This window comes from Kribbella sp. NPDC003557 (genome assembly GCF_040610805.1).
Taxonomy (GTDB): domain Bacteria; phylum Actinomycetota; class Actinomycetes; order Propionibacteriales; family Kribbellaceae; genus Kribbella.
The window spans coordinates 215,973-241,615 of the sequence record NZ_JBEXMY010000005.1 but is presented as its reverse complement, the minus strand read 5'-3'; the positions used below and the strand labels follow the sequence as shown (position 1 = coordinate 241,615).

Annotated in this window: 22 protein-coding genes; 11 read left to right on the top strand and 11 right to left on the bottom strand. The window is 70.5% G+C overall.

Annotation, left to right across the window (positions count from 1 at the left end):
* Positions 1–37: 37 nt before the first annotated feature.
* Both ABZW60_RS21840 and ABZW60_RS21835 read left to right on the top strand, forming a co-directional pair.
* The gene (locus ABZW60_RS21840) at positions 38–1,519 is read left to right on the top strand and encodes an amino acid permease (protein ID WP_355479486.1); all 1,482 of its coding nucleotides are present in this window, start codon (positions 38–40) and stop codon (positions 1,517–1,519) included.
* 54 nt (positions 1,520–1,573) lie between these two features.
* Positions 1,574–2,872, top strand: a complete 1,299-nt coding sequence (locus ABZW60_RS21835) for a hypothetical protein (protein ID WP_355479485.1) — start codon at positions 1,574–1,576, stop codon at positions 2,870–2,872.
* Here ABZW60_RS21835 and ABZW60_RS21830 read toward each other — a convergent pair.
* Positions 2,840–3,457, bottom strand: coding sequence for a hypothetical protein (locus ABZW60_RS21830; RefSeq protein WP_355479483.1), 618 nt, complete (start codon positions 3,455–3,457; stop codon positions 2,840–2,842). The two genes, ABZW60_RS21835 and ABZW60_RS21830, sit on opposite strands and share 33 nt — an antisense overlap.
* Positions 3,458–3,698: 241 nt before the next feature.
* Between ABZW60_RS21830 and ABZW60_RS21825 the strand changes: the two genes are divergently transcribed.
* On the top strand, positions 3,699–4,187 hold the full coding sequence (locus ABZW60_RS21825; RefSeq protein WP_355479482.1) for a DUF6326 family protein: 489 nt from the start codon (positions 3,699–3,701) through the stop codon (positions 4,185–4,187).
* Between the two features lie 104 nt (positions 4,188–4,291).
* Here ABZW60_RS21825 and ABZW60_RS21820 read toward each other — a convergent pair whose 3' ends face one another.
* Together ABZW60_RS21820 and ABZW60_RS21815 are read right to left on the bottom strand one after the other, a co-directional pair.
* Positions 4,292–6,403 carry a 3-hydroxyacyl-CoA dehydrogenase NAD-binding domain-containing protein gene (locus ABZW60_RS21820; protein ID WP_355479481.1) on the bottom strand — a complete coding sequence of 704 codons (2,112 nt, stop codon included), beginning with the start codon at positions 6,401–6,403 and terminating at the stop codon, positions 4,292–4,294.
* Positions 6,400–7,599: an acetyl-CoA C-acyltransferase gene (locus ABZW60_RS21815; RefSeq protein WP_355479479.1), complete on the bottom strand. Its 1,200-nt coding sequence runs from the start codon at positions 7,597–7,599 to the stop codon at positions 6,400–6,402. The genes ABZW60_RS21820 and ABZW60_RS21815 overlap by 4 nt, the downstream gene beginning before the upstream one ends.
* 243 nt (positions 7,600–7,842) lie before the next feature.
* On the opposite strand from ABZW60_RS21815, the gene ABZW60_RS21810 reads away from it, so the two are divergent.
* Genes ABZW60_RS21810 through ABZW60_RS21800 form a run of 3 tightly spaced genes read left to right on the top strand, consistent with a single transcriptional unit; the run spans position 7,843 to position 9,574 of the window.
* Positions 7,843–8,436 (top strand): hypothetical protein, encoded by a 594-nt coding sequence (locus ABZW60_RS21810; RefSeq protein WP_355479478.1) that lies wholly within the window; start codon positions 7,843–7,845, stop codon positions 8,434–8,436.
* Positions 8,433–9,083, top strand: coding sequence for a dienelactone hydrolase family protein (locus ABZW60_RS21805; protein WP_355479477.1), 651 nt, complete (start codon positions 8,433–8,435; stop codon positions 9,081–9,083). Before ABZW60_RS21810 ends, ABZW60_RS21805 begins: the two co-directional genes overlap by 4 nt.
* 2 nt (positions 9,084–9,085) lie before the next feature.
* Complete coding sequence (locus ABZW60_RS21800) at positions 9,086–9,574, top strand: glutathione peroxidase (protein ID WP_355480488.1); 489 nt, start codon at positions 9,086–9,088, stop codon at positions 9,572–9,574.
* A gap of 58 nt (positions 9,575–9,632) precedes the next feature.
* Here the strand turns inward: ABZW60_RS21800 and ABZW60_RS21795 are convergent, their stop codons facing one another.
* Both ABZW60_RS21795 and ABZW60_RS21790 read right to left on the bottom strand, forming a co-directional pair.
* Complete coding sequence (locus ABZW60_RS21795; RefSeq protein WP_355479476.1) at positions 9,633–10,889, bottom strand: HRDC domain-containing protein; 1,257 nt, start codon at positions 10,887–10,889, stop codon at positions 9,633–9,635.
* Positions 10,886–11,488, bottom strand: a complete 603-nt coding sequence (locus ABZW60_RS21790; protein WP_355479474.1) for a DUF3000 domain-containing protein — start codon at positions 11,486–11,488, stop codon at positions 10,886–10,888. The genes ABZW60_RS21795 and ABZW60_RS21790 overlap by 4 nt, the downstream gene beginning before the upstream one ends.
* Before the next feature lie 95 nt (positions 11,489–11,583).
* Here ABZW60_RS21790 and hemE point away from each other — a divergent pair, with 95 nt between their 5' ends.
* Genes hemE through ABZW60_RS21765 form a run of 5 tightly spaced genes read left to right on the top strand, consistent with a single transcriptional unit; the run spans position 11,584 to position 15,625 of the window.
* A complete protein-coding gene (gene hemE, locus ABZW60_RS21785; protein ID WP_355479472.1) occupies positions 11,584–12,648 on the top strand; it encodes a uroporphyrinogen decarboxylase in 1,065 nt (354 codons plus the stop codon).
* Positions 12,635–13,138 (top strand): GNAT family N-acetyltransferase, encoded by a 504-nt coding sequence (locus ABZW60_RS21780; protein ID WP_355479470.1) that lies wholly within the window; start codon positions 12,635–12,637, stop codon positions 13,136–13,138. Before hemE ends, ABZW60_RS21780 begins: the two co-directional genes overlap by 14 nt.
* Complete coding sequence (hemG, locus tag ABZW60_RS21775) at positions 13,135–14,553, top strand: protoporphyrinogen oxidase (RefSeq protein WP_355479468.1); 1,419 nt, start codon at positions 13,135–13,137, stop codon at positions 14,551–14,553. Before ABZW60_RS21780 ends, hemG begins: the two co-directional genes overlap by 4 nt.
* Complete coding sequence (gene hemQ, locus ABZW60_RS21770) at positions 14,541–15,245, top strand: hydrogen peroxide-dependent heme synthase (RefSeq protein WP_355479466.1); 705 nt, start codon at positions 14,541–14,543, stop codon at positions 15,243–15,245. The genes hemG and hemQ overlap by 13 nt, the downstream gene beginning before the upstream one ends.
* A gap of 2 nt (positions 15,246–15,247) precedes the next feature.
* On the top strand, positions 15,248–15,625 hold the full coding sequence (locus ABZW60_RS21765; RefSeq protein WP_355479464.1) for a VOC family protein: 378 nt from the start codon (positions 15,248–15,250) through the stop codon (positions 15,623–15,625).
* Between the two features lie 29 nt (positions 15,626–15,654).
* Here the strand turns inward: ABZW60_RS21765 and ABZW60_RS21760 are convergent, their stop codons facing one another.
* The 6 genes from ABZW60_RS21760 to ABZW60_RS21735 form a co-directional block, all read right to left on the bottom strand.
* Entirely contained in the window at positions 15,655–17,694 is a 2,040-nt protein-coding gene (locus tag ABZW60_RS21760) for an AAA family ATPase (RefSeq protein WP_355479462.1), read from the bottom strand.
* Between the two features lie 67 nt (positions 17,695–17,761).
* Positions 17,762–18,178 (bottom strand): peptide-methionine (R)-S-oxide reductase MsrB, encoded by a 417-nt coding sequence (msrB, locus tag ABZW60_RS21755; protein ID WP_355479460.1) that lies wholly within the window; start codon positions 18,176–18,178, stop codon positions 17,762–17,764.
* A gap of 66 nt (positions 18,179–18,244) precedes the next feature.
* The gene (locus tag ABZW60_RS21750) at positions 18,245–20,632 is read right to left on the bottom strand and encodes a lamin tail domain-containing protein (RefSeq protein ID WP_355479458.1); all 2,388 of its coding nucleotides are present in this window, start codon (positions 20,630–20,632) and stop codon (positions 18,245–18,247) included.
* Positions 20,633–20,717: 85 nt separating this feature from the next.
* Positions 20,718–22,076 carry an adenylate/guanylate cyclase domain-containing protein gene (locus ABZW60_RS21745; RefSeq protein ID WP_355479456.1) on the bottom strand — a complete coding sequence of 453 codons (1,359 nt, stop codon included), beginning with the start codon at positions 22,074–22,076 and terminating at the stop codon, positions 20,718–20,720.
* Positions 22,069–23,796 carry an FAD-dependent oxidoreductase gene (locus ABZW60_RS21740; protein ID WP_355479454.1) on the bottom strand — a complete coding sequence of 576 codons (1,728 nt, stop codon included), beginning with the start codon at positions 23,794–23,796 and terminating at the stop codon, positions 22,069–22,071. The genes ABZW60_RS21745 and ABZW60_RS21740 overlap by 8 nt, the downstream gene beginning before the upstream one ends.
* A 106-nt stretch (positions 23,797–23,902) precedes the next feature.
* Positions 23,903–25,498, bottom strand: a complete 1,596-nt coding sequence (locus tag ABZW60_RS21735) for a M4 family metallopeptidase (RefSeq protein WP_355479452.1) — start codon at positions 25,496–25,498, stop codon at positions 23,903–23,905.
* Positions 25,499–25,643: the final 145 nt, after the last annotated feature.

Genomic DNA, 25,643 nt, shown 5'->3' with positions numbered 1-25,643 from the left:
AGTCTCGGATGGTTCCGTCCATCTCGAGGAGGCGCAGATGAGTCTTGTCCGGAAGAAGACGATCGAGCAGTCGATCGCCGATACCGACGAGCCGGAGTACCAGCTCAAGAAACGCCTCACCGCGGTCGACCTGACCGTCTTCGGCATCGGTGTCATCATCGGCGCCGGCATCTTCACCCTGACCGGCCGCGCGGCCAAACTGTACGCCGGACCGGGCATCGCACTGTCCTTCGTGCTGGCCGCGGTCTGCTGCGCGCTGGCCGCGCTGTGCTACGCGGAGTTCTCGTCCACCGTGCCGGTGTCGGGATCGGCGTACACGTTCTCGTACTTCTCCCTCGGTGAGATCTTCGCCTGGATCATCGGCTGGGACCTGCTGCTCGAGTTGATGCTCGGGGCAAGCGTCGTGGCGCAGGGCTGGTCGACGTACGCCGCCTTGTTCCTCGACCAGATCGGGTTGGGCTGGCCGTCGTCGATCGGGCCGGACAGCAACGTCAACGTGCTGGCGATCTTGCTGGTCCTGGTGCTGGCGACACTCGCGACGATCGGCATCAAGGAATCACTGCGGGTCAACCTGGTGCTGGTCGCGATCAAGCTGTTCGTGGTGCTGTTCGTGATCGTCGCCGGACTGTTCTACATCAAGGGCTCGAACCTGTCGCCGTTCATCCCGCCGAGCGTGCCGGCCGAGAGCGGCGAGGTCACGATCACCACGCCGCTGTTCCAGGCGCTGTTCGGGTTCACGCCGTCGACGTTCGGTGTGATGGGTCTGGTGTCGGGCGCGTCGCTGGTGTTCTTCGCATTCATCGGGTTCGACGTGGTCGCGACCACCGCCGAGGAGGCGCGGAACCCGCAGCGCGACCTGCCCCGCGGCATCATCGGGTCGCTGGCCATCTGCACGGTGCTGTACGTGCTGGTCTGCATCGTGATCACCGGCATGGTGAAGTACACCGACATCAGCGGTGAGGCCGCGCTCGCCGAGGCGTTCCGGGCCGTCGGCCGGGGCGGTTTCGCGACGCTGATCTCGGCCGGTGCGGTGGCCGGTCTGACCACCGTCGTCCTGACGCTGATGATCGGCGCCGCCCGCGTCGTGTTCGCGATGAGCCGCGACCACCTGATGCCCCGGCAGCTCGGCAAGACGCACGCCAAGTGGGGTACGCCGTACCGCCTGACGATCGGCATCGGCGTCGTCGTCGCGATCGTGGCCGGGGTGACCCCGATCGGCAAGCTCGAGGAGATGGTGAACATCGGCACGCTGGCCGCGTTCACCCTGGTGTCGATCGCGGTGCCGCTGCTGCGCCGGAGCCGCCCCGACATCCAGCGCTCGTTCCGGGTCCCGGGCAGCCCGGTGATCCCGATCCTCGCGGCGCTGATCTGCCTCTACCTGATGCTGAACCTGTCGCTGGAGACCTGGCTGCGGTTCGCGATCTGGATGGTGCTCGGCTTCGTGGTCTACGCCGCCTACGGCTACCGCAAGAGCCGGGTCGGGCTGGAGCAGCGCACCGGTGAGGTGCAGAAAGCCTGAACAACTCCCTCGGACAGTCGGCTAGGATCAGCCGACTGTCCGAGGGGGGCACCGATGAAACACCCGAAACGCCTGTTCGCGGGCGTTGCCGCGCTGGCGCTGACCGCGTCCGGCGCGGTCGTCGCCGTCCGGGCGCTGGACGGCGACGTCCCGGCCGGCGCGGTCCTGGCGAAGGCCGGCACTCCGAGCAAGACGCCCGGCGAGCTCAGCTCGACCCAGGAGGCCGCGCGGAAAAAGGCGGTCGACGCGGTACTCACCCGACGCGCCACGGCCGTGCGGACAGGCGATCTGAAGGGCTTCCTGGCCGCGGTCGACCCGAAACAGGCCGAGCTGGTCGCGCGCCAGCGGTTGCTGTTCACGAACCTGCGGAAGTTCGGGTTCGCGACGCTGGCGTACTTCACCGCCGACACGCTCCCGGACGCGCCCGCGCTGGTCGAGAAGTTCGGACCGACGGCGTTCTCGACGCGGGTGATCATGCGCTACCAGATCGGCGGGCTGGACCCGCGGCCGGTGCAGACCGACCTCGGGTACACGTTCGTGCCGCGCGGCGGGGCCTGGGTGCTGGTCGACGACAGCGGGTACGACGAGAACCTGACCGAGGCCGGGCACCGGCAGCCGTGGGACTTCGAGGAGGTCCAGCTCGTCCGCCGCGGCAAGGTCGTCGTGGTCGTGGACAAACGTGAGGCGGCGCTCGGCAAGAAGGTCGCGCAGGCCGCGGACCAGGCCGTGAAGTCGGTGCGCAGGCACTGGAAGCGACCGTGGAACGGCGCCGTGCTGGTCGTCGCGATGCCGCAGGTGCGGGTGATGTCGACGCTCTGGACAGCCGGTAGCGGCGACGGCTGGACGATCGCCGCGAAGGCCGTGACGCTGTTCGAGGGGGAGCAGATGGGCAAGCCCGTCGGGCGGCCGATCGGCAGCCGGATCGTGGTCAACCCGGCGTTGCGCAAGCGGCTCGACAAGGACCTGCTCGTGCACGAGATGACGCACGTGGCGACGGCGACTCTCGGGATGAAGACGCCGATCTGGGCGGTGGAAGGGCTGGCGGAGTACGTCCGCTGCCGCTCGATCGAGGACGACCCGCACTGGTCGGTCGACCCGTACCGCAAGCGGGTGCGGACGAAGTACCTGCCGAAGCTGAAGACCCTCCCCAACGAGGCGACCTTCGACGGCGACGCGGACCTGGCCTACGGCAGCAGCTGGTGGATCGTCGAATACCTCGCCGACAAACTGGGCGAGAAGAAGCTCGCCACCCTGTACGCCGACCTCTCCACCCAAGGCGAGCCAGCCCTCCAGAAAGACACCGGCATGACCCCCGCCCAACTAACAGCCGCAGCCAAGAAATTCAAAGGCTGACCCGCCGGTGCCGGCAAGAGAGGAAAGATGCGGGGAGTAAGAACGAGAAACAAAAGAACGACATAAGAGCAAGACAGAACAAAGAGAAAACGAGAGTGGGAGTTGGGTGCGCGGCCGGGTTCGGTGGGCCGCTGACAGTCTGCGCGTAGGAGTAGGCCACCTCCCAGACTCCTGCGCGAGGCGGTAGAGCGTGGCGTCCACGGGGCGGGCCAACACGCGGTAGCGGAACACCGCCGCGAGGGCGACGAACAACAGCAGGAGGACGATCCCGCCGAAGACGTCGGCCCAGCTCGCGGAGGCGGCGTACATCCCGGGCGCGACGACGACTGTCACGAACGCTGTCCCCAAGACGATCTCCCGTCCCGAGCCCCAGCGCACCAGGGAGTGGAGCAGGATCACCATCATGGAGTAGAGACCGAGGTCTCCGGCATGCGCAGTCAGCTGGAAGACCGAGAGCAGCCCGGCGACGCTCCACTCGATCAGGGCAGGTATCACCGCCACGGCGAGCACCGTCACAAGGGGTCGCCGGGCCAAGTCCGGCCGAATGATGCCCTCGACCAAGGCGGCGGCCGCGAACACGCCCACGAGCAGCCAGTCGAGACGACCGATGGGTGGGCGTCAGCCGGGCGCGGCTCATGCCAGATGGAGCGCCGGACAGTGTCCACGGCTCCAGCCTGGAGATCGGCGCCCTGCGGCGTACCCACCGAAAGGACGAGAGACGGACCATGCCATCGGCCGGGTGACCTCCGGCCTCCGGGCCGATGTGCCCGCGGCAGGGCTCAGCGATCGTGGGACGCACCGATCCTCACCACATACGGAGCCCACGATGAGCACACGCCAACCCACCACAACCCTGGAAGACCAGCCGATCCCAGTGCGGGCCAAGCTCGCCGCAGCGTGGACAAGCTTCATGTTCCTGTACGCCTACGTGGACATTCTCAACTTCTTCACGCCCGGCGTCATCGAAGACATCCTCGACGGCAGGGTCTTCGAGTTCGACCTCTCGCAGACCTTCTCGACCACGGCGCTGACCCTGGTGGCCATCCCGATCCTCATGGTCGTCCTGTCGATGACGCTGCCCGCCAGGGTGAACCGCATCGCGAACCTCGTCGTGGCCTCGCTCTACGTCCCCGTCACGGCGTTCAACATGGTGGGCGAGTCCTGGCGGTTCTTCTACGGCCTCGGCGTCGCGCTGGAACTGATCCTTCTCGCCCTCATCCTGCGGTACGCCTGGACCTGGCCCCGCACCGCACCGTCGGCGACCATGGCGACCAGCCCGGACCGTGGAACCGTTCGCGCCCAGCAGCAAGCGTGAACCGACGAGCAGGCCCGTTCTGTTCTTGCTCTTGTGCCGATTGTTTGGTGCTGCTGGGGGACGGAGCGGGCTTCCGGCTCCGTACCGCCCCCCAGCAGGTCGGGTTAGGACAGGCCGGCGACGCCGCGGGGGAGGAAGCGGGTGCCGTTGACCTTCTCGGCGATGCCGGTGCGGTCCAGGCACGGCGTGATGCCGCCGAGGTGGAAGGGCCAGCCGGCGCCGAGGAGCAGGCACAGGTCGATGTCCTGGGCCTCGGCGACCACGCCCTCGTCGAGCATGATCCTGATCTCCTCGGCGAGCGCGGTCAGCACCCGGGTGCGCAGCTCGTCGGGCGTGGACGGCTTGTCGCCGACGGTCACCAGCGCCTCGACCTCTGGGTCGACGACCGGCTTGCCCTCGGGCCACACGTAGAACGAGCTCTTGCCGGCGGCAACGACCTTGGCCAGGTTCGTCGATACCGCGAACCGCTCCGGGTACGCCCGGTTCATCGTCTCCGCGACGTGCAGCGCGACCGGCAGCCCGACCAGCTGCAGCAGGACGAACGGCGGCATCGGCAGCCCGAGCGACCCCAGCGCCTTGTCGGCCTCGAGGATCGGCGTCCCTTCGTCGACCGCCGCGCTGACCTCACCGAGGAACCGCGTCAGCAGCCGGTTCACCACGAACGCCGGCGCGTCCTTCACCAGCACACAGGACTTCTTCAGCTGCTTGCCGACCGCGAACGCCGTCGCCAGCGACGCGTCGTCGGTCTTGTCCGCGCGGATGATCTCCAGCAGCGGCAGGACCGCCACCGGGTTGAAGAAGTGGAACCCGACGACCCGCTCCGGGTGCTCCAGGTCCGCGGCCATCTCGGTCACCGGCAACGACGACGTGTTGGTCGCCAGGATCGCGTCCGGCCGGACGATCTTCTCCAGGTCGGCGAAGATCGTCTTCTTCAGCTGCAGCTCCTCGAACACGGCCTCGATGACGAAGTCGGCGTCCGCGAACACGCTCCGGTCGACCGACCCGGTGACCAGTGCCTTCAGCTGGTTCGCCTTGTCCGGGCGCACCCGGCCCTTCGCGAGCAGCTTGTCGATCTCACCGTGCACGTACCCGACGCCGCGGTCCACCCGCTCCTGGTCGAGGTCGGTCAGTACGACGGGAACCTCGAGCCGTCGCGCGAACAGCAGCGCCAGCTGACCCGCCATCAGACCCGCGCCGACCACGCCGACCTTCGTCACCGGACGGGCCAGCGACTTGTCCGGCGCCCCGGCCGGCCGCTTGGCCCGCTTGTTCACCAGGTCGAACGCGTACAGCCCGCTGCGCAGCTCCTCGCTCATGATCAGGTCGGCGAGCGCCTCGTCCTCGGCCGCGAACCCACGGTCCCGGTCGTTGTCGCGAGCGGCCGCGATCAGCTCGAGCGCCCGGTACGGCGCCGGCGCCGCACCACTGACCTTGACGTCGGCGAAGGCCTTGCCCCGGGCGACGGCAGCGTCCCACGCGTCGCCCCGGTCGACCGCGGGCCGCTCGACGGCAACAGCGCCGGTGAGGACGTTCGACGCCCACAGCAGCGACTGCTCGAGGAAGTCCGCCGACTCCAGCAGGACGTCGCCGATACCGAGCTTCACCGCCTCCGGCCCGCTGAGCATCTTGTTCTGGTTGAGGGCGTTCTCGACGACGACCTTCACCGCGTTGTCCGCGCCGATCAGGTTCGGCAGCAGGAAGTTGCCGCCCCAGCCCGGGATCAGCCCGAGGAAGACCTCCGGCGTGGACAGCATCCCGGCGGCCGTCGAAACGGTCCGGTACGTGGCGTGCAGTGCGACCTCGAGCCCGCCGCCGAGTGCGACGCCGTTCACGAACGCGAACGACGGCTTGCCGCCGTCGACCAGCTTCCGCATCACGCCGTGCCCGATCCTGCCGAGCGCGAGCGCCTGCTCCCGGTCGGTCAGCTTCGGTACGCCGGTCAGGTCGGCGCCCGCGGCCAGGATGAACGGCTTGCCGGTGACACCGATCGCGACGATCTCGTCCCGCGCCAGCGCCGCGTCCAGGGCAGCGTTCAACGACCCCAGGCCCTTGGGCCCGAAGGTGTTCGGCTTGGTGTGGTCGTGCCCGTTGTCCAGCGTGATGAGCGCCATCGTGCCGGCCTTGTTCGGCAGTACGACGTCCCGCGAGTGCGCCAGCGTGACGACCTCGTCGGTGGACAGCGCCGACGCGCTGTCGATCAGTTCCTGCAAGCTCATGCCGCAGCACCTTCCCAGTTCGGGTTCTCCCAGATGACCGTGCCGCCCATGCCGAGGCCGACGCACATGGTGGTGAGGCCGTAGCGGACCTCGGGGCGCTGCTCGAACTGCTTGGCCAGCTGGTTCATCAGCCGGACCCCGGACGACGCCAGCGGGTGCCCGAAGGCGATCGCGCCGCCGTACGGGTTGACCCGCGGGTCGTCGTCGGCGATGCCGTAGTGCTCCAGGAACGCCAGCACCTGGACCGCGAACGCCTCGTTGACCTCGAAGGCCTGGATGTCGTCGATGGTCAGTCCGGCGAGCCGGAGCGCCTTCTCGGTGGCCGGGATCGGGCCCTCGCCCATCACCTCGGGCTCGACACCCGCGAACGCGTACGAGACCAGCTTCATCTTCGGGGTCAGCCCGAGCTCCGCGGCCGCCTCGGCCGACGTCAGCACACACGCGGTCGCGCCGTCGTTGATACCGGCGGAGTTGCCCGCGGTCACCCGGCCGTGCGGGCGGAACGGGGTCTTCAGCCCGGCGAGGTCCTCGGCGGTCGTGCCCGGCCGCATCGGCTCGTCGGTGGTGGCGTAGCCCCAGCCCTGCTCGGCGGACCGGGTCGCGACCGGCACCAGGTCCGGCTGGATCAGGTCGTTCGCGTAGGCCTTGGCGGCCTTCTCCTGCGACGCCACGGCGTACGCGTCGGCGCGCTCCTTGGAGATCCCCGGGTACCGGTCGTGCAGGTTCTCGGCGGTGGAGCCCATCACCAGCGCGGAAGTGTCGACGAGCTTCTCGGCGATGATCCGCGGGTTCGGGTCGACGCCCTCGCCCATCGGGTGCCGGCCCATGTGCTCGACACCGCCGGCCACGACCACGTCGTACGCACCGAACGCGATGCCGGCGGCGGTGGTGGTGACGGCGGTCATCGCGCCGGCGCACATCCGGTCGATGGCGTAGCCGGGGGTGGTGTTCGGCAGGCCGGCCAGCAGCGCGGCGGTCCGGCCGATGGTCAGGCCCTGGTCGCCGATCTGGGTGGTGGCCGCGATCGCGACCTCGTCCACCCGCTCCGGGGGGAGACCCGGGTTGCGCCGCAGCAGCTCCCGGATGCACTTGATCACCAGGTCGTCGGCGCGGGTCTCGGCGTACTGGCCCTTGGCCTTGCCGAACGGGGTGCGAACGCCGTCGACGTACACGACATCGCGGATCTCACGGGGCACGAGGGCCCTCCTCTGGGGGTCGGGAAAGCTACCCCGATGCTACCCATGAGTAACAGAACCGCCAAAGTAGCCGCGCGTGTGGGCCCGCTCACAGAGCCGTGACCCGTGGAAATGCGGCGCGAATGAGCGCATGCTGGTGGTCAAGGTCCGCGTTACTGGAGTTGTTCCATGAACAATCTTGATCTGTCCGTGCCGGTCCTGAGCCGGGGGAAACATCGCAACCCACGCAAGGGTGCCTGCTTCATGGAGTTCGCGTCCTACCTGGCCGGTGAGCCGTGGTCGGACCACCCGTCGTGCACACATCCGCTGCTGGCGGGTGTGGCACGCGACGTCAACGACTGCACCACGGACGCCGGGCGGTCCCGCCTGGCGCCGCTGATCCCGTCGGTGATCGGGCTGACACCGGACGACCCGCATGTCGTGGCGCGGGTGACCGCACGCTGCATCCAGCACGCGCTGCCGGTCGTCTCGCAGGAGCGGCAGTACATCCTGGCCGTCGCGCTGCTGGTGGGGGAGAAGCAACTCGCCGCACTCGACGGCAGGCCGCTCGACGACGTCGAGCCGGACTCGCGCGCCGTCCTGGAGGCGGTGCCGTCGGCGACCAAGTGGGCCCGGTCCTTCACGGCCCGCGCGCGCCGTGCGACACCGGACTTCGCCCGCCGGACGGCGCCCCGCGCGGTCTCGTGCGCGGTCGAGGGCATCTCCCAGGCCTGCGTGCAGGATCCGGACGACCGGCTCTACAAGCTGCTCGTCGACGCGATCGCGGAGACGAAGGCGTGGATGCCGGCACCCGCACCGAAGCCGGTTACTCCTGAGGTCGTACGCTTCACAGTGTGACGTCGGAGATACCGGTCCACGAGTGGGGATCCGCCGATTCCGAAGCACCTGGGGTCCTGCTGCTGCAGGAGATCTTCGGCGTTTCGGACTACATCAAGCACCGTGCGGCGGATCTGCACGCCCTCGGGTACTACGTGCTGGCGCCCGAGGTCTACTGGCGCCTTGACGACACCGACCTGGACGAGTCCTCGCCGGACCTGCTGCCGCGGGCGATGGGTATCGTCGGTCGGCTCGACTGGGACCAGGCGGTCGAGGACTCGGTCGCGGTGCTGGAGCGCCTGCGGGCGCGCGGCCGGGGTACGGCGGTCGTCGGCTTCTGCTTCGGGGGCGGGCTGGGCTTCAACGTGGCCGCCGTGTCGTCGCCGGACGTGCTGGTCAGCTACTACGGCTCGGCCCTGCCCGGCTTGCTCGACCTGGTGCCAAAGGTGCGCGCCGCGAGCCTGCACCACTTCGGCAACGCCGACGCGTACCTGGACGTCGACGCGGTCGTGCCCGCGCTGGGCGACGTCGAGATCCACCGGTACGACGGTGCCGGTCACGCGTTCGACAACCCACTGCCGATGTTCCACCACGCCGGAGCGTCCGCGCTGGCCTGGCGCCGTACCGAAGACTTTCTTGCCCGTCACCTCCCAACCTCCCAAGGATGAGCATGAGCCTGTACGACATTCCGCTGACCACCCTGTCCGGTGCGCCGACCTCGCTCGGCGACTACAAGGGCAAGGCCGTGCTGGTCGTGAACGTGGCGTCGAAGTGCGGCCTGACGCCGCAGTACGAGGGCCTGGAGAACCTGCAGAAGAAGTACGCGTCCCGCGGCTTCACCGTGCTCGGGGCTCCGTGCAACCAGTTCGGCGGGCAGGAGCCCGGGTCGGCCGAGGAGATCGAGACCTTCTGCTCGACGACGTACGGCGTCACGTTCCCGCTGCTGGACAAGCTCGAGGTGAACGGCGAGCACCGGCACCCGCTCTACACCGAACTCACCCAGACCCCCGACGCCGACGGCGAAGCCGGCGACATCCAGTGGAACTTCGAGAAGTTCCTCCTCACCCCCGAGGGCACCGTAGCCGCCCGCTTCCGCCCCCGCACCGAGCCGGAGTCCGACGAGATCACCACCGCCATCGAGGCACAACTCCCGGCCTGAACCCCATCAGCATCCCCGCCGCGCGGCCGCGGCGGGGATTTCTGTTTCGGCCGGGTGGCTAGTCGAGGGTTGCGGCTTCGGAGGCCATTGCGTCGGTGAGGACCTCCGCGGTCAGGGCGATCTGCCAGGCGCGGGCGTGGTGGTCGCGGAGGAAGGTCGTGACGACGTCGAGGTTCACGTCCTTGGGCGGGGACCAGGCCAGGCGGCGGATCGTGTCCGGGGCGAGCAGGTTCTCGGTGGGGAGGCGGTGCGCCTCGGCGATCTCGGCGACCGCGGCGCGGGCCGCCGACAACCGCGCTGCCGCATCGGGGTCGCGGTCGGCCCAGGCGCGGGCCGGCGGCGGGCCGTCGTACCGCGGGCCCTGCTTGGGGAGCTCGGAGTCGGGGAGCCGGCGGGCGTGGTCGACCGCCTCCCACCAGGTCCGCATGTGACGATGCGCGCCGCGGCCCTTGAAGGCGGTCAGCCGCTGGAGCGTGTCCCGGTCGGTCGGCATCGCGGACGCCGCCTCGACGATCGCCGCGTCCGGCAGCACCCGGCCGGGGGAGATGTCGGCGGACTCGGCGATCTGGTCCCGGGCCTCCCACAGCGCCCGCACCACGGCCAGGCTGCGGCGGTTCCGGACCCGGTGCATCCCGGACGTACGGCGCCACGGGTCCGGCTTCGGCTCCCGCGGCGGGGCGTCGAGGATCGCGGCGAACTCCTGCGCCGCCCAATCCCACTTGCCCTCCCGGTGCAGCTCCTGCTCGATCGCGTTCCGCAGCTCGATCAGCATCTCGACATCCAGCGCGGCGTACACCAGCCAGGGCGCCGGCAGTGGCCGCGTCGACCAGTCGGCGGCCGAGTGCTCCTTGCGCATCCGGTAGCCGAGCACCTCGCTCACGAGCGAGGCGAGCCCGACCTTCGGGTACCCGAGCAGCCGGCCGGCCAGCTCGGTGTCGAACACCTTGCGCGGCACCATCCCGACCTCGGCCAGGCAGGCGAGGTCCTGGTTCGCGGCGTGGATGATCCACTCGGCGTCGACGATCGCGTCGCCGAGCGCCGACAGGTCCCCGAACGGGATCGGGTCGACGAGCGCGGAGCCGGCGCCCTCACGGCGCAGCTGGACGAGGTACGCACGGTGCGAGTACCGGTAGCCGGAGGCGCGCTCGGCGTCGACGGCGACCGGGCCGCTGCCGGACCGGAACGCCTCGATGGTCCCGGTCAGCGCGGAATCGGTGTCGACGACGTCGGAGAGCCCGTCCCTCAGCTCCAGGAGGGGCAGATGTGCGGTCGGGTCGTCCGGGACGGACGGCTGTCGGGTCTCGGCTGGGCTCATCGGCCCCGCTGTCCGCGCCGGGTCGGCATCGCGACCACGCCCGGCGGAACGGGCGGCAGTCCGGCCGCCGTACACAGCACCTCGCCCCACGCCTCGGCGTGCCGGGTCACGTCCACGAGTCCACCGGGGCCGGGCACGGGGCTCCAGGACGCGCGGATCTCGATCTCCGCCGTCGCGTCGTCGTCGGCCATGCCGCCGAAGCTTTCCGATACCACCCTGGTGACGGTACCGCTCGGGGCGAGGAAGTCGGCACCCCGGTCCGCCAGAGCCTCCATCAGCCAGGTCCAGCCCACGCCGCCGAGCAGCGCGTCGGTCACCATTTCCGGTTCGACGGCGGCGCGCACGTACGCGACACAGCGGAAGGTCGACTGCCAGGCGTCGTTCCCGGCCGGGTCGTAGAGGATGACCAGACGGCCGGTGGCGACATCGTCACCGTCGACCGTCACGTCGGCGCTGACCGCCGCCGCATGCGGTGCGATCCGCTGCGGTGCGGGCATCTCCTCGACGAAAACCTCGGGCCGGAACCGGGCACCTCGTAACTGCGAGACTGCCTCGGTGAACTCCGCGGGTGGCGCGTCGACCTGCTTGCGGGCACCCATATCGGCAGCCTACGACCGATTACTCACCGCCGCGCGTCAAGACGCGCCGGTAACGCGCTGTCAGGGCGGTCGGGAGCGCGTGGGATCATCGCTGTGTGACGCGACCCTCCGCTCTGGACGATTCCGCCTATCTGCTCGCTGCCCGGGGTGAGCGGGTGCCGCACACGCCGGTGTGGTTCATGCGGCAGGCCGGCCGGGCGCTGCCCGAGTACCGCGCGGTGCGGGAGGGCATCTCGATGCTCGAGTCCTGCCTGCGGCCCGACCTCGTCGTCGAGATAACGCTGCAGCCGGTCCGCCGTTACGGCGTCGACGCGGCGATCTTCTACTCCGACATCGTCGCCCCGCTGAAGTTCGCCGGGTACGACATCGAGATCAAGCCCGGTATCGGCCCGGTGGTGGCGGACCCGATCCGGGACGCCGCCGGTGTCGCCGCGGTCCGCCCGGTCACCCCGGCCGACGTGCCGTTCACCACCGAGGCCATCCAGCAGCTCGTCTCCGAGCTCGGCGGCACGCCGCTGATCGGGTTCGCCGGCGCCCCGTTCACGGTCGCGTCGTACCTGGTCGAGGGCGGGCCGAGCAAGGACTTCGCGAAGACCAAGGCGATGATGCACGGCGACCCGGAGCTGTGGCACACGCTGGCCGACCGGCTCGCCGACGTCGCGATCGCGTACCTGTCGGTCCAGGTGGAGGCGGGCGCGTCGGCGGTCCAGCTGTTCGACTCCTGGGCCGGCGGGTTGTCGCCGCGGGACTACGAGCGGTTCGTGCTGCCGCATTCGGCGAAGGTGTTCGACGCGATCGCGGCGTACGGCGTCCCGCGGGTGCATTTCGGCGTGAACACCGGCGAGTTGCTCGGTCTGATGAGCAACGCCGGCGCGGATGTCGTCGGCGTCGACTGGCGGGTCCCGCTGGACGAGGCGGTCCGCCGGGTCACCGCGGCCGGTGGCGCCCCGAAGCCGGTCCAGGGCAACCTCGACCCGGCCCTGCTGTTCGCCGGCTGGGACGCGATCCAGCCCGAGATCGACCGGATCCTCGCCGAGGGCAAGGCCGCGCCCGGCCACATCTTCAACCTCGGCCACGGCGTCCCGCCGGACGCGGATCCCGAGGTGCTGCGCCGGATCACCGAGTACGTGCAGACCGTGTCGGCCCATGTACCTGCCTGACCACGGGGTCACCGTGGAGCCGCTGCGTGCGGACCACGCGGACGCCGTCCTCGCCTTCGAGCGGGAGAACCGGGCGTACTTCGCCGCGTGGATCTGGGACCGCGGCGACGAGTTCTTCGCCGAGTTCGAGACCCGCCTCGCCGCGCTGCTCGCCGAGCAGGAGGCCGGGATCTGCCGCTTCCACGTGCTGGTCGACGGCGACGGCGCCGTGGTCGGCCGGGTGAATCTGATCGACCTGGAGAACGGATCGGCCGAGCTGGGCTACCGGATCGCGGAGAAGTGGGCGGGCAAGGGGCTGGCGACGGCCGCCGTGCGGGCGGTGATCGAGCTCGCACCGGCCTACGGGCTGACCGCGCTGCGGGCCGGGGCGTCGAACCACAACGCCGCCTCGCAGGCGGTGCTGACGCGTACGGGCTTCCGGGCGGTCGGGAGCAGCAGCACCGATCTCGGGCCGGGAACGACGTACGAATTGAGCTTGGAGGGCGTGTGAGCCGGGTTGTCGTGGTGGGCGGCGGGATCAGTGGGCTCGCGGCGGCGCACGCGCTGGCGACCGGGCCGAACCCGCCGCGGATCACGGTGCTCGAAGGCTCGCCCCGGCTCGGCGGGAAGCTGGCCGGCGACGCGATCGAAGGCGTCCCGGTCGACCTCGGCGCCGAATCCGTGCTGGCGCGGCGCCCGGAGGCGGTCGACCTGATCCGGGCCGTCGGCCTCGGGGACGACCTCGTACATCCGGCGACGACCTCGGCCGGGTTGTGGGTCGGCGACCGGATCCGGGCGATCCCGCCGACCGTGATGGGTGTCCCGGTGGACCCGGCGGCGACCGCCGACGTCCTCGGGGCCGCGGCCGCCGAGCAGGTCGCGCACGAGGCCGAGCTGCCGGCTCCCGCGCTGACCGAGGACGTGGCGATCGGGCGGTTCGTCGCCGAGCGGATGGGCTCCGCGGTGACCGACAAGCTGATCGACCCGCTGCTCGGCGGGGTGTACGCCGGGAAGGCCGAGGAGATCTCGCTCGCCGCCGCCGTCCCGGACCTGTACGCGAGGCTGCGGACCGCGCCGAGCCTGCTCGCCGCCACGGCCGAGCTGCGCGCACTGGGCCAGCAGCGGGCCGGCCAGCCGGTGTTCGCGGGCCTCGTCGGCGGCGTCAACCGCCTGATCGGCGCCCTCGAGCAGGACCTGCTCGCCCGCGGCGTCGAGATCCGCACCAAGCTCGCCGTCCGCCGGATCTCGCGGATCGCCGACGGGTTCGAGCTGGAGGCGGGGCCGGTGCCCGCGCCGACGCTGCTCACCGCGGACGCGGTCGTGATCGCCGTACCGGCTGCTCCCGCCTGGCGGATGCTGGCGGCGCTGGCGCCCGCGGCGTCGGCCGAGCTGGCGACGATCGAGTACGCGAGCATGGCGATCGTCACGCTCGCCGTGCGCAAGCGCGACTGGCCGGCCGGCGCGACCGGGTCCGGGTTCCTCGTCCCGTCCGTGGAGGACCGGACGATCAAGGCCTCGACGTACTCGCACGCCAAGTGGGCCTGGTCGGCGGAGGCCGGGGGAGAGCTCGCCGTACTGCGCGCCTCGGTCGGCCGCCTCGGCGAGGAGTACGTGCTGCAGCGCTCCGACGAGGAGCTGGTCCAGCTCGCGGCGTCCGACCTGAAGCAGGCGATCGGGCTCGACGCGCCCGTCGTCGGCGCGCTGGTGACACGCTGGGGCGGCGGCCTCCCGCAGTACGCCGTGGGGCACCTGGAGCGGGTCGACCGCGTCGAGGCCGCGGTGGCCGGCGTCCCGGGGCTGGCGGTGTGTGGGGCGGCGTACCGAGGGGTCGGCATCGCCGCGTGTGTGGCATCGGGTGGCAAGGCGGCCACCCGGGTGCGGGAGCACCTGGACGCATTGGAGACAATGACATCGTGGAAACCGTGACTGGTAAGCCGAAAGCCCGCGAGCTCAACAACGTCATCCGCTACACGCTGTGGTCGGTGTTCAAGGTCGAGACACCGCTCGGTGACGCCGACCGCGACGAGCTGACCGCCGAGCTCGACGACCTGATCGGGAAGCTGGCGGCCGACGACGTGGTGATCCGCGGGATCTACGACGTCGAGGGCTTCCGGGCGGACGCGGACTTCATGGTCTGGTGGCACGCGCCGTCGTCCGACGCGCTGCAGCAGGCGTACCACGCGCTGCGCCGGTCGCGGCTCGGGCGGCACCTGGTCCCGGTCTGGTCGCAGTTCGCGCTGCACCGGCCGGCCGAGTTCAACAAGAGCCACATCCCGGCCTTCCTCGCCGACGAGGAGCCCCGGCCGTACGTCTGCGTGTACCCGTTCGTGCGGTCCTACGAGTGGTACCTGCTGCCCGACGAGGAGCGCCGCGCGATGCTCGCCGAGCACGGCAAGATGGCGCGCGGCTACCCGGACGTGCGGGCCAACACCGTGGCGTCGTTCGCGCTCGGCGACTACGAGTGGATGCTGGCCTTCGAGGCCGACGAGCTGCACCGCATCGTCGACCTGATGCGCGACCTGCGGGCGTCGACGGCACGCCGGCACGTCCGCGAGGAGGTCCCGTTCTTCACCGGCAAGCGGACCGAGCTCGGCGACCTGGTCGCCAACCTGGTCTAGGCGTGCACCGCAAGGCGTTCCCGGTGCTCTACGTCACCGACGTACGCCGGGCCGTCGCGTTCTACACGCTTCTCGGCTACGAGCCGACGTACCAGTTCCCGCTCGAGGGCGACCCGCACTACGTCGGCCTCGAGCGCGGCGACTCGTCGCTCGGCCTGTCCGACGCCAACTGGCCCGAGGCCCAGCTCGGCATCACGGTCGGGACGGCGCCGCGCTTCGAGCTGTTCGTGTACGTCGACGACGTCGAGGCCGAGGTGGAACGCTTCCGGGAGGCCGGCCACCCGGTCCTGCAGGAGCCGGCCACGATGCCGTGGGGCGAGCGCCAGGCGTACCTCGCCGACCCGGACGGCAACCCGGTCGCACTCGCGATGCCGATCTGAGGCCGATCTGAGGCCGATCTGAGGCCGGTCTAGGTGCCCGGCTTCTGCAGCAGGTAGTCCTCGGCGCGCATCGACGTGGGCGGCCGGACGTCGGACGGGATCAGCTCGCGCAGGTCCCGCTCGGTGAGCTTGTCGGGGTCGCTCGCGGACAGCCGGGTCGCCTGGTTGGAGACGGCCTCCTCGAGCACGTTCCGGATGAAACGGCCGTTACCGAAGCTGTGGCCGCGCGGCGCCGGCGGGATGACGGTGCGGACCTTGTCCAGCACCTCCTCGCCGTAGATCATGCCCTTCTGCCGCGCCTGCAGCTCGAAGATCGCGACCAGCTGGTCGGTGTCGTACTCGCTGAACGACAGCAGCTTCGGGAACCGCGACTGCAGACCGGTGTTCGACTCCATGAACCGCTGCATCTCGCGGTGGTACCCGGCGACGATCACGATGCAGTCGTTGCGGTGGTCCTCCATCATCTTCAGGATCGTCGAGACCGCTTCCAGGCCGTAGTCGCCGGGCGTGTTCTCCGGCGTCAGGCTGTACGCCTCGTCGATGAACAGCACGCCGCCGAGCGCCTCACGGAACTTGGCCGCGGTCATCGGCGCCGTCGAACCGACCGCCGCGCCGACCAGGTCGGAGCGGTCGACCTCGATCACGTGGCCCTTCTCCAGCACGCCGAGCTGGTGGTAGATCCGGCTCAGCAGCCGGGCGATCGTCGTCTTCGCCGTACCGGGCTTCCCGACGAACACCATGTGCCGGGCCCGCTCGTGACTCGGCAGGCCGAGCTCGGTGCGGCGCAGGTTCGTCTTCACCTCGGCGACCATCCGGCGCACCGCGTCCTTGACCGACTCCAGCCCGATCAGCGAGTCGAGCTCGGCCAGCGGGTCGTCGCTGAAGTCGACGACCTCGGGCAGCGGGTCGTCGAGGGTGCCGTCGCCGCCCGTGCGGGCCTTCGGCTCCTCCTCGTCGTCCTTGACCGTCTTCCAGGCGGCCGACAGCGACGCCTCCTGATCGGCGGCGGCCGCGTTCTCGATGATGCTCCAGCGCTCGCGGTCGAGCATCCGGAACAGCGTGGTCAGGTCGGGAACCTCGGTCTCGGGCCACGGGCCCTTGCCCAGCACGCCGGACAGGTGGACGCCGACGCGCGCGGCGGCAGCGCCCCAGGACCGGGCCAGCACCGACTGCCCGCTGCGGATCGCGCGGGACATCCACTGGTTCACATGGCCGTGCCAGGTCGTCAGCGTGAAGGCCGAGTGGATCTCCTCGAGCGACTTGTGCACGTCGATCGCGGCGTCGCCGAGGATGTTCGCGACCGACTGCGGGATCCCGCGCAGGCCGCTGGCCAGGATCAGCTCGGCCAGCACCTGGGCGAAGTCGCCGGCGTACTCGTCCGGGCTCACCATCAGCATCCGGGCGTGCGTGTCGCGCACCGAGTTCAGCGAGTACCGCAGGGCGGCGGTGGGGCCGGCCAGCTCCGGGAGGACCGCGCGCTCGGAGTCCTTCAGCGCTTCGGTCCGCCAGTACTTCGCGATCTCGTCGTACTCACCGGTGACGTGCAGTTCGGTCAGCTCGCGGTCGGCCAGGACCCGGTCGAACGCCGCGGTCAGGGCCGTGGCGCGGGCCGCCATCGGGGGAGCGTCGACGAACAGCGCGGCGACGTTGCGGGACAGCTGGAGGGCGTGTTTGCGGCCGTTCTCGCGGAAGCCGCGGGCGCCGGCGATCGCCTGCAGGTGCCAGTCCGTCGGCGCCACGTAGATGACGTGGCCGTTGCCGCCCAGCCGCGACGACGGCCGGTAGAACTCGCGGGTCAGCTCGGTCGGCAGGTCGGCGTACTCACCGTGCAGGACCGGGATCCAGCCGGTCAGCAGCGGCGCCGCCTGGTGGGTGAACCAGACCGCCGCCGGCGTGCCCTTCACGAAGTCCGGGAACGCCTCCGGCCGCAACGGCCGCAACGCCTCGGGATCGTCGGCCCAGGCCTTCAGCTGCGCCCGCACCTGGGCCAGCCACGCGCCCGGCACCTCCCACGGCTCCTCCGCCGCCAGCACATCGAGAACCCGCGGTCTACGGACGTCGTCAGCCACCGATTTCCTTCCCCAGCCTCCACCAGCCGACCCAGTCTAGGACCCGACCGGCCGAACGGAGCGCAGGTCAGGCCGGGGTGAGGGTCAGGCTGATGCTGTTGATGCAGTAGCGCAGGTCGGTCGGTGTGCCGTAGCCCTCGCCCTCGAAGACGTGGCCGAGGTGGGAGCCGCAGTTGGCGCAGCGGACCTCGACGCGCTTCATGCCGAGGGTGCTGTCCTCGATGTACTCGACGCGGTCCTCGGCCAGCGGGGCGAAGAACGACGGCCAGCCGCAGTGCGAGTCGAACTTGGTCTCGCTCCGGAAGAGCTCGGCGTCACAGGCGCGGCACTTGTAGACGCCGACCGTCTTGGTGTCGGTGTACTCGCCCACGAACGGCCGCTCGGTGCCGGCCTTGCGCAGCACGTGGAACTCGGCGGGGGACAGCTGCGCCTTCCACTCCGCGTCGGACTTCTGTACGGCGTACTGCTTGGTCGAATCAGTCACACCTCAAGTATCGGCGCCCGGGCAAGGAAAACCCCGCCCGGGCCCCGACACGTAAGACGCCCGAAATCACCGCACCCAGGACGGCAGCGGGATCAGTTTCACCACCTGCGGGTCGTGGTCGGAGATCTGGTCCGGGAACTCCGCGTTCATGTGCACGACGTCGTACGCCGCGGCCGGGCGCAGGTTCTGCGAGATCAGGATCTGGTCCAGGATCTGGCTGTTGCCCTCGAACACGTAGCTGTACCGCTCCGGCAGCGGCAGGGTCCGCGGCAGGTCGATCAGCGCGGTCCTGCCCGAGCCGACCAGGATGTCCGCGGTCTCGGACCAGTCGAAGTCGTTCAGGTCACCGAGGACGACGACGTTCGCGCCCTTGTCCGCGGCCAGGATCTGGTCCACGAACCCGCGGACCGCCGCGGCCTGCTGGTGGCGCTTGTCCGCGGTCACCTGGACCGGCGGCTGGAACCGGCCCCACAGCGGGTTGTCGCCGCCCTTGGAGCTGAAGTGGTTCACGACCACGAACACGGTCTGCCCGTGCCACTTGAACTCGCCCGCGAGCGGCACCCGGGTGGCGGCCCAGGCCGGGTTCGCCGGGTCGACGCGGCCCGGCGACGAGCTCAGGTGCGGCCGCCCGGCGGCGTCGGTGACGATCGTGGTGGCGACCGTCGAGCCGCCGCCCGGCCGGTCCACGAACTTCAGCGGCTTGTCCGTCCGGTAGAGGAAGGCGACCCGGATGTTGCCGCCCGGCTCACCGCCCTCGGCGTTGTTCACCGGGTCGATCTGCTTCCACGCGTACTGCGGGCCGCCCGCCTTCACGATCGCCGCGGCCAGCAGGCCGAGCGTCTTGTCGGCGCTCGTCGTGCCGGAGTTCACCGCACCGTCGTCGTCCTGCACCTCCTCGAGGCCGAGGATGTCCGGCGAGGCGAGGTTGTGGACGACGGCCTGCGCGAGCCCGTCGAACTTGGCGTCACCGTCGGACGGGTCCAGGTTCTCGACATTGAACGTCGCCACCGACAGCTGCACCGGCGAGGAGGCCTTCGTCGTCTCCCGCTTCACCCCGCCGTCGACCACGGTCGGGGTCGTGGTCGGCAGCAGCTTGAAGTTGCCGAACGAGTAGTCCAGGACACCCGTCACCACGCCGGCCAGCGTGTCGCCGGTCTTGGCGTCCGGGATCGGCGTGAGTACGTCGTCCAGCAACACCCGCTCCGGGTTGCTGTCGGTCTTCTGCAGCAGGATGCCGCCGCGCACCGTGCGCACGCCCGCACCGGCCGGTACGACGGACAGCTCGCGGAACGAGCTGGTCGGCCCGGTGACCTGCGGCTGGTTGATGCCCAGCCACATGCCCTCCAGCGACTCCCAGAAGTCCAGACCGTCGGTGGCCGGGTCGAAGGCGGTGCTCGTCGTCTCGACGTCGCCGGACGCGTCGTCCTCGATCACGGTCGACGGCGGCACCCTGCCACCCTGGCCGACGATCGTCGGCGCCGGGACCGCGGCGGTGCCCGTCACGGTGACCTTCGCGTTGGTCAGCTCGGTGGTCGTCAGGTTCGTCGTACCGCCGGAGCCGCCCGGGCGGAACTCGGCGACCGAGCCCTCGACCGTGACCGCGTCGCCCACGGAGACCGTCGGCGCGGAGCTGGTGAACACGAACAGGCCCTCGCTGGTGGCCGGGTCGGCGTCCGGCTGCGGGTCCTGGAACCAGAACCCGTTGCTGCCCTTCACCGTCACCACACCGGTGACGTCGGCGACCTTCTTGCCCTCCAGCGGGGAGCGGTGCGCGGCGCCCTGGATGTCGTGGATCTTGGCGTCGACCGGCGGCTCGGCGGGACCACCGGTGAGCGTGCCCGGCGACGGGTTGCCCGCGGCGAAGTCGGCGCTGTTGTTGTCGGTGTCGACCTTCGGGTCGACCCGGGCGGCCGAGGTGGTGTTCGACAGGCCCGGCGCCGGCGCGGTCTCGGAGTCGGTCGCGGTGCCGTAGCCGACGTAGTCCTTGACGCCAGGGTCCGCGTGGCAGGTGCTGCCGCAGGCCAGCGCGGTCTGGTTGGTGACCAGCGCGATCTTGCCGGTGGAAGCGGACATCGGGATCGTGCCCGTGACGTTCGGGGTCGGCATGGGCGCCCCGTTGGTGCCGCCGCCCTCCTGGACGAGGTAGGCGGCGCCCGGCGCGATGCTGCCGGTCAGCTTGGTGACCTGCCACGACGAGCCGGCCGAGGACGCGTACTGGATCGACCAGCCGCTCACGTCGACCGGGGCCGAGCTGTTGTTGGTCAGCTCCACGAAGTCGTTCGTGTACGGCGCACCGCTGTTACCGCCACCGCCGTACACCTCGGTGACGACCACATCGGTCGAAGCGGCCTGCGCGGGCGCGGCGAGGATCGCCACCGCCACCCCGGAGGCAAGAAGACTGGTCGTGACCACGAGGGCGCCCAGGCGGCGCCGTGGTCGGTACAGGGCAGACATGGCCCGGATTCTCACACCGGGACGCGGTCGTTCCAAGGTCCAACACGTGAACACGTGCCGAAGGCAGGGGTGATCATGCACCTGATCATGTCCGCAGCCCCAGCAGCCGGAACACCTCCACCGGCTCCTCCTTGCCTTTCAGCGTCACCAGTCCGAGGGACTCGGTGCGGGCCTGCGGCAGGAGTGCCTTCGTCGCCGCCCCGATCGCGACGGCCCCGCCCGGTGCCTTGCCCTCGATCCGCGAGGCGACGTTGACCGTGTCGCCGATGACCGTGTGGGTCCGGCCGCCCTCCGTGCCGAGCAGGCTGACGGAGGCGATCCCGGTGTTGACGCCCACCCGGAACTGTGGCCAGTTCGGGTGCGACGCCCGGACGGCGGTGGCCGCCTCCTGCAGCGCCAGGCCGGCCTCGGCCGCCCGCTGTGCGTGGTCCGGCTGGTCGCCGCGCTTGTTGAAGGTGACCATCAGCGCGTCCCCGATGATCCGGTCCACGTCGCCGCCGTGCCGCCGGACCACCTCCGGTACGACGACCTCGAAGTACGTGTTGAGCATCGCGGTGACCTCGGCCGGCTGGTGCCGCTCGGAGAACGCGGTGAACCCCTGGAGGTCGGCGAACAACACGCTCAGTTCGCGCTGACCGGACACGGTGTCCGCCTGGTAGAGGTCGGCGAACCGCTCCTCGTACCACTGGATCCGGACGCCGGCGACGACCAGCAGGAACGCGCTGAGCAGCAGCACGTGCCACTCCCACCACGACAGCGCCCAGTTGCGCGCGAACACCAGCGCGACCATCGCCTCGGCGAGCAGCACGAACGCGGAGATCATCGACAGCAGCATCAACGAGGGCCGCGCCCACCACGTCCGCAGGTACCGGGCCGCGGCGACGCCGTACAGCACGATGGTGGGCACCGCGAGCACCGCGAGGATGCCGTCGGCAACCTCAGGAACGGCCCTCGCGTCCAGCGGCCACAACCGCAGCACCGAGGCCAACGCCCACAACGCCATCAGCACGAGCAGAGCGGCCCGCAGCCTTCGCCCCCACACGATGCCGGAAACCGTCAGGCTCGACAGGAACGCGAACACCGACGCGATCGCCACGCCCACGGGTGTGGCGAGCGTGAAGCCGGCGTTCGGTGTTTCCAGCAGCACCTTCGGCGTCGCGAGTGCATGCAGTCCGAGGAACCCGGCGGCCGACAGGAACGCCAGCGACACGAACAGCACCCGCGCGTCACCCCGCCGGATGGCGGCCGCACCGGTCGTGTAGGCGAGCACGGCGCTGAGCGCGGCGGTCAGCAGCACCAGCCAGAAGTGCGCGGGGTGATGCTCGAAGTGCACGTCGAGTCGAGGCTTCTGCAGCAGCAGCACCAGACCCGCGAGCGGAATCAGCAGGACCAGCGCGGTCACGCCGACCATGGCCGGCGTGTAGACGAACCGACGTTCAGGCATCCGAGCGAACCTTGAGATGGGTGTGGATCTGCGAGACCACCACCGATCCCTCACCGACCGCGGACGCCACCCGCTTCACCGACGCGGCCCGCACGTCCCCGACCGCGAACAGGCCGGGCAGCGTCGTCTCGTAGGGCTGCGGCGGCCGGTCCTCGCGCCACCGCGGATCCGCCGCGGCGTCGGACCCGGTCAGCACGAAGCCGTGCGGATCCCGGCCCACGTCCTCCGGCAGCCACTCGGTCCCGGGGACCGCGCCGATCATCACGAACAGCCCGTCGACCGGGACCGTTTCCTCGTCACCGGTCTGCCGGTCCCGCAGGACGACCTCCTGCAGCCGGCCCTCGCCACCGCCGCCCGTCACCTCGCTCGATGCCCGCACGGTGACGTTGTCCGCGGCGTCGATCGCGTCGATGAGGTACTGCGACATGCTCGCGGACAGGTCCTTGCCACGGATCACCAGCAGCACCCGGCGGCAGTACCGAGCCAGGTGCAGGACCGCCTGCCCGGCCGAGTTCCCACCGCCCACCACGCACGCGTCCCGGTCCTTCAACCCGTGCGCCTCCGAGACGCTCGCGCCGTAGTACACCCCGGCTCCGACCAGCTTCTCCAGCGACGGTACGCCGAGGCGCCGGTAGGACACGCCGCTGGCCAGGACCACGGCCCGCGCCGTGACCTCGCCCACTTCGCCGATGGTGGCGACGAACACGTCACCGCGCTTCTCCAGCCGCTCCACCGTGCGCATCAGCAGGAAGTGCGCCCCGAACACCCACGCCTGCTGGTAGCCGCGCTGGGCCAGCTCCGAGCCGCGGATGCCCCGCGAGAATCCCAGGTAGTTGCGGATCAGCGAACTGGTGCCGGCCTGCCCGCCGATCGACTCACGCTCGACCACCAGCGTCCGCAGCCCCTCCGACGACCCGTAGACGGCCGCCGCCAACCCACCCGGTCCGGCCCCGACGACCAGCAGGTCGAACGACCGCTCCTCGTCCGGCGCGAGCGTGGTCGGGACGCCCCACGCCTCGGCGATCTCCACGTCGGTCGGATCGTGCAGCACCGGACCGCCCACCGCCGGCATCCACACCAGCACACCGTCGCCGGGATCCGGCTCGCCGATGAACTCCAGCGCGTCGTTCGCGAGCGCCGAGCCGCTCTCCCGGAACGCGCTCGGGATCCCGTTGCGGGCCAGCAGGCTGCGGATCGCCTGACCGCGGACCGAGTTCGCGGCCGCGATCACGACCACCTCGCGCCAGTTGGCGACCTCGTACCGCGACCATTCCTGGACGAACTCCGCCACCGTCCGGTGGAACAGCTCGTCGTGCGCGATCCACGGCTTCAGCACGTAGTAGTTGATGTCGCCGACCGACATCGCGGACAGGATCGCCGACGCCGTCGTCCGCTCCGCCCAGGCGCCCCACTCGATCAGCAGCGCCCGGCGGGCGTCGGGGTGCAGCGTCCGCGAGGCCGCGAGGATCTCGGCCCGCTCGTCGTCGGGCAGCGCATGGTCGACCATCACGACGGCGACCCGCTGCTCCCAGTCGTGCGCCCGTCGCAGACAGTCGAGCGCGGCGGCCGTCGTCACCTCGCCGCGGACCCGGAAGTCCGCGCCGAACCCACGATCCAGCTCTGTCTCGCACCGCTCCAGACGCTCCGGGTCAGCGTCGACGACGAGCAGTACCGGCCGCGCGGTCCGAAGCCGCGGCCCCTCCCCGGGGTCCCCACCCATGGTTGTGACGGTAGGTCCGCACAAACCGGGTCGCAATAGACAAAGCGTTTGTTCGCCGGGTCCTGTCCGCCCCAGTGGGACAGGACCCGGCGAAACCTTCAGTACCTCAGTTGACGCTGACGCCGGACCAGGCGGCGGCGACGGCGGCCCGCTCCGGGCTGCTGGCGCCATACAGGTCCGTGGCCGCGTTCAGCGTCGCGGTCCGGGCCTGGGCGTACGTCGTACCGCTGGTCATGTACGTCGACAGCGCGCGGTACCAGATCTTGCCGAGCTTGTCCCGGCCGATACCGGTCAGCGTGCTGCCGTTGCAGGTCGACGCGTTGTGCGGCAGCCCGCCGATCGTCTTCGCGCCGGTGCCCTCCGCGAGCAGGTAGGCGAAGTGGTTCGCCACGCCCGAGGAGTAATGCACGTCGAGGTTGCCGACACCCGACGACCAGCAGTCGGCGGAGTTGCCGTCCTTGCTCGGCTTGTCCATGAACCGCAGCGCCGGGCGGTCCTTCATGATCTCCTCGCCGATGTAGTAGTCACCGGGGTCGGAGGCGTTGTTGGAGTAGAACTCGACCAGGGTGCCGAAGATGTCGCTGGTGGCCTCGTTCAGGCCGCCGGACTCGCCGGAGTAGGTCAGGTTCGCGGTGTGCTCGGTGACGCCGTGGGACATCTCGTGGCCGGCCACATCGATCGACACCAGCGGACCCGCGACGACGTTGTCGCCGTCGCCGTACGTCATCTGCTTGCCGTCCCAGAACGCGTTCACGTAGTTCGAGCCGTAGTGCACGCGGCTCGGGACGCCCTTGCCGTCGCCGAAGATGCCGTTGCGGCCGTGGACGTTCTTGTAGTAGTCGAACGTCGTCGCGGCGCCGTAGTGCGCGTCGACCGCCGCCGTGGCGCGGTCGGAGTTGACCCCGGTGCCCCAGTGGTTGTCGGCGTCGGTGAACCGGGTCGGGGCCGTGCAGCCGAACCCGAACAGCTGGCACAGCAGCGAGTCGGTCTTGTTGTTCGCGTCGGCGGTGTAGCCGCCGCCGCGGGTGGCGTCGGTCAGCGTGTAGCCGCCGGTCGCCGTCGACGTCTGCAGCGGCACGGTCCCGCTGTAGAGGCTCTTGCCGTCACCGGTCGCGGTCTCGATGTGCTGCTCGCTCACGAGCTTCGCGCCGGTCAAGGCGTCGACGGTCGTGGTGACCCGGCTCGGCGTACCGTCGGCCTGGGTGCCGACCGCCGTGACCAGGTAGGCCAGCCGTGGCGCACCCTTGCGGGCCTCGATCACCAGACTCGGTTTGCCGTCGGCCTTGAGGCCCTTGGTGACGGCCTTCGCGGTCGCGGTCGCGCTGCCGAGCTTCGGCGTCCGGGCGACGTTCGCGCTCCTGCTCAGCGACAGGCTGGCGCCCTCGAAGGCGCCGTCCTTCGACTGGTGGACGACGACGTCGCCGCCGAGCACCGGAAGGCCGCCGATCGTGCGGTCCATCCGGACGTGGCTGGAGCCGTCCTTGTCGACGATCACGTCCTTGACCACGAACGCGTCGGCCGGGGTGGCCCGCAGCGCGGTCAGGTTGCCGCTGATCGCCTCCTTGGCCTTGGCGACGGCCGCGGCAGGGCTGGGGACAGGGGATGCCGTCGGCGCTCCGGTTGCTGTGGTGGCGCTGGTCAGTCCGAGGGCGGTGGTGGTCGCCACTGCAGTCGCAGCGGCGAACAGGGCGGATCTGTTCATCCTCGCGCTCCTTGTCAGGTGTCCCGGAGGCCTCACGCCCCAGGAACGAGGTGCAGGAACGTTACCGCCCGGTCACCTACCGTGGCCAGAGGTCGAGAAAAGTTGCCTTTCCCGTGCGCCCCACGGAAATCCCGGCCGATTTGTC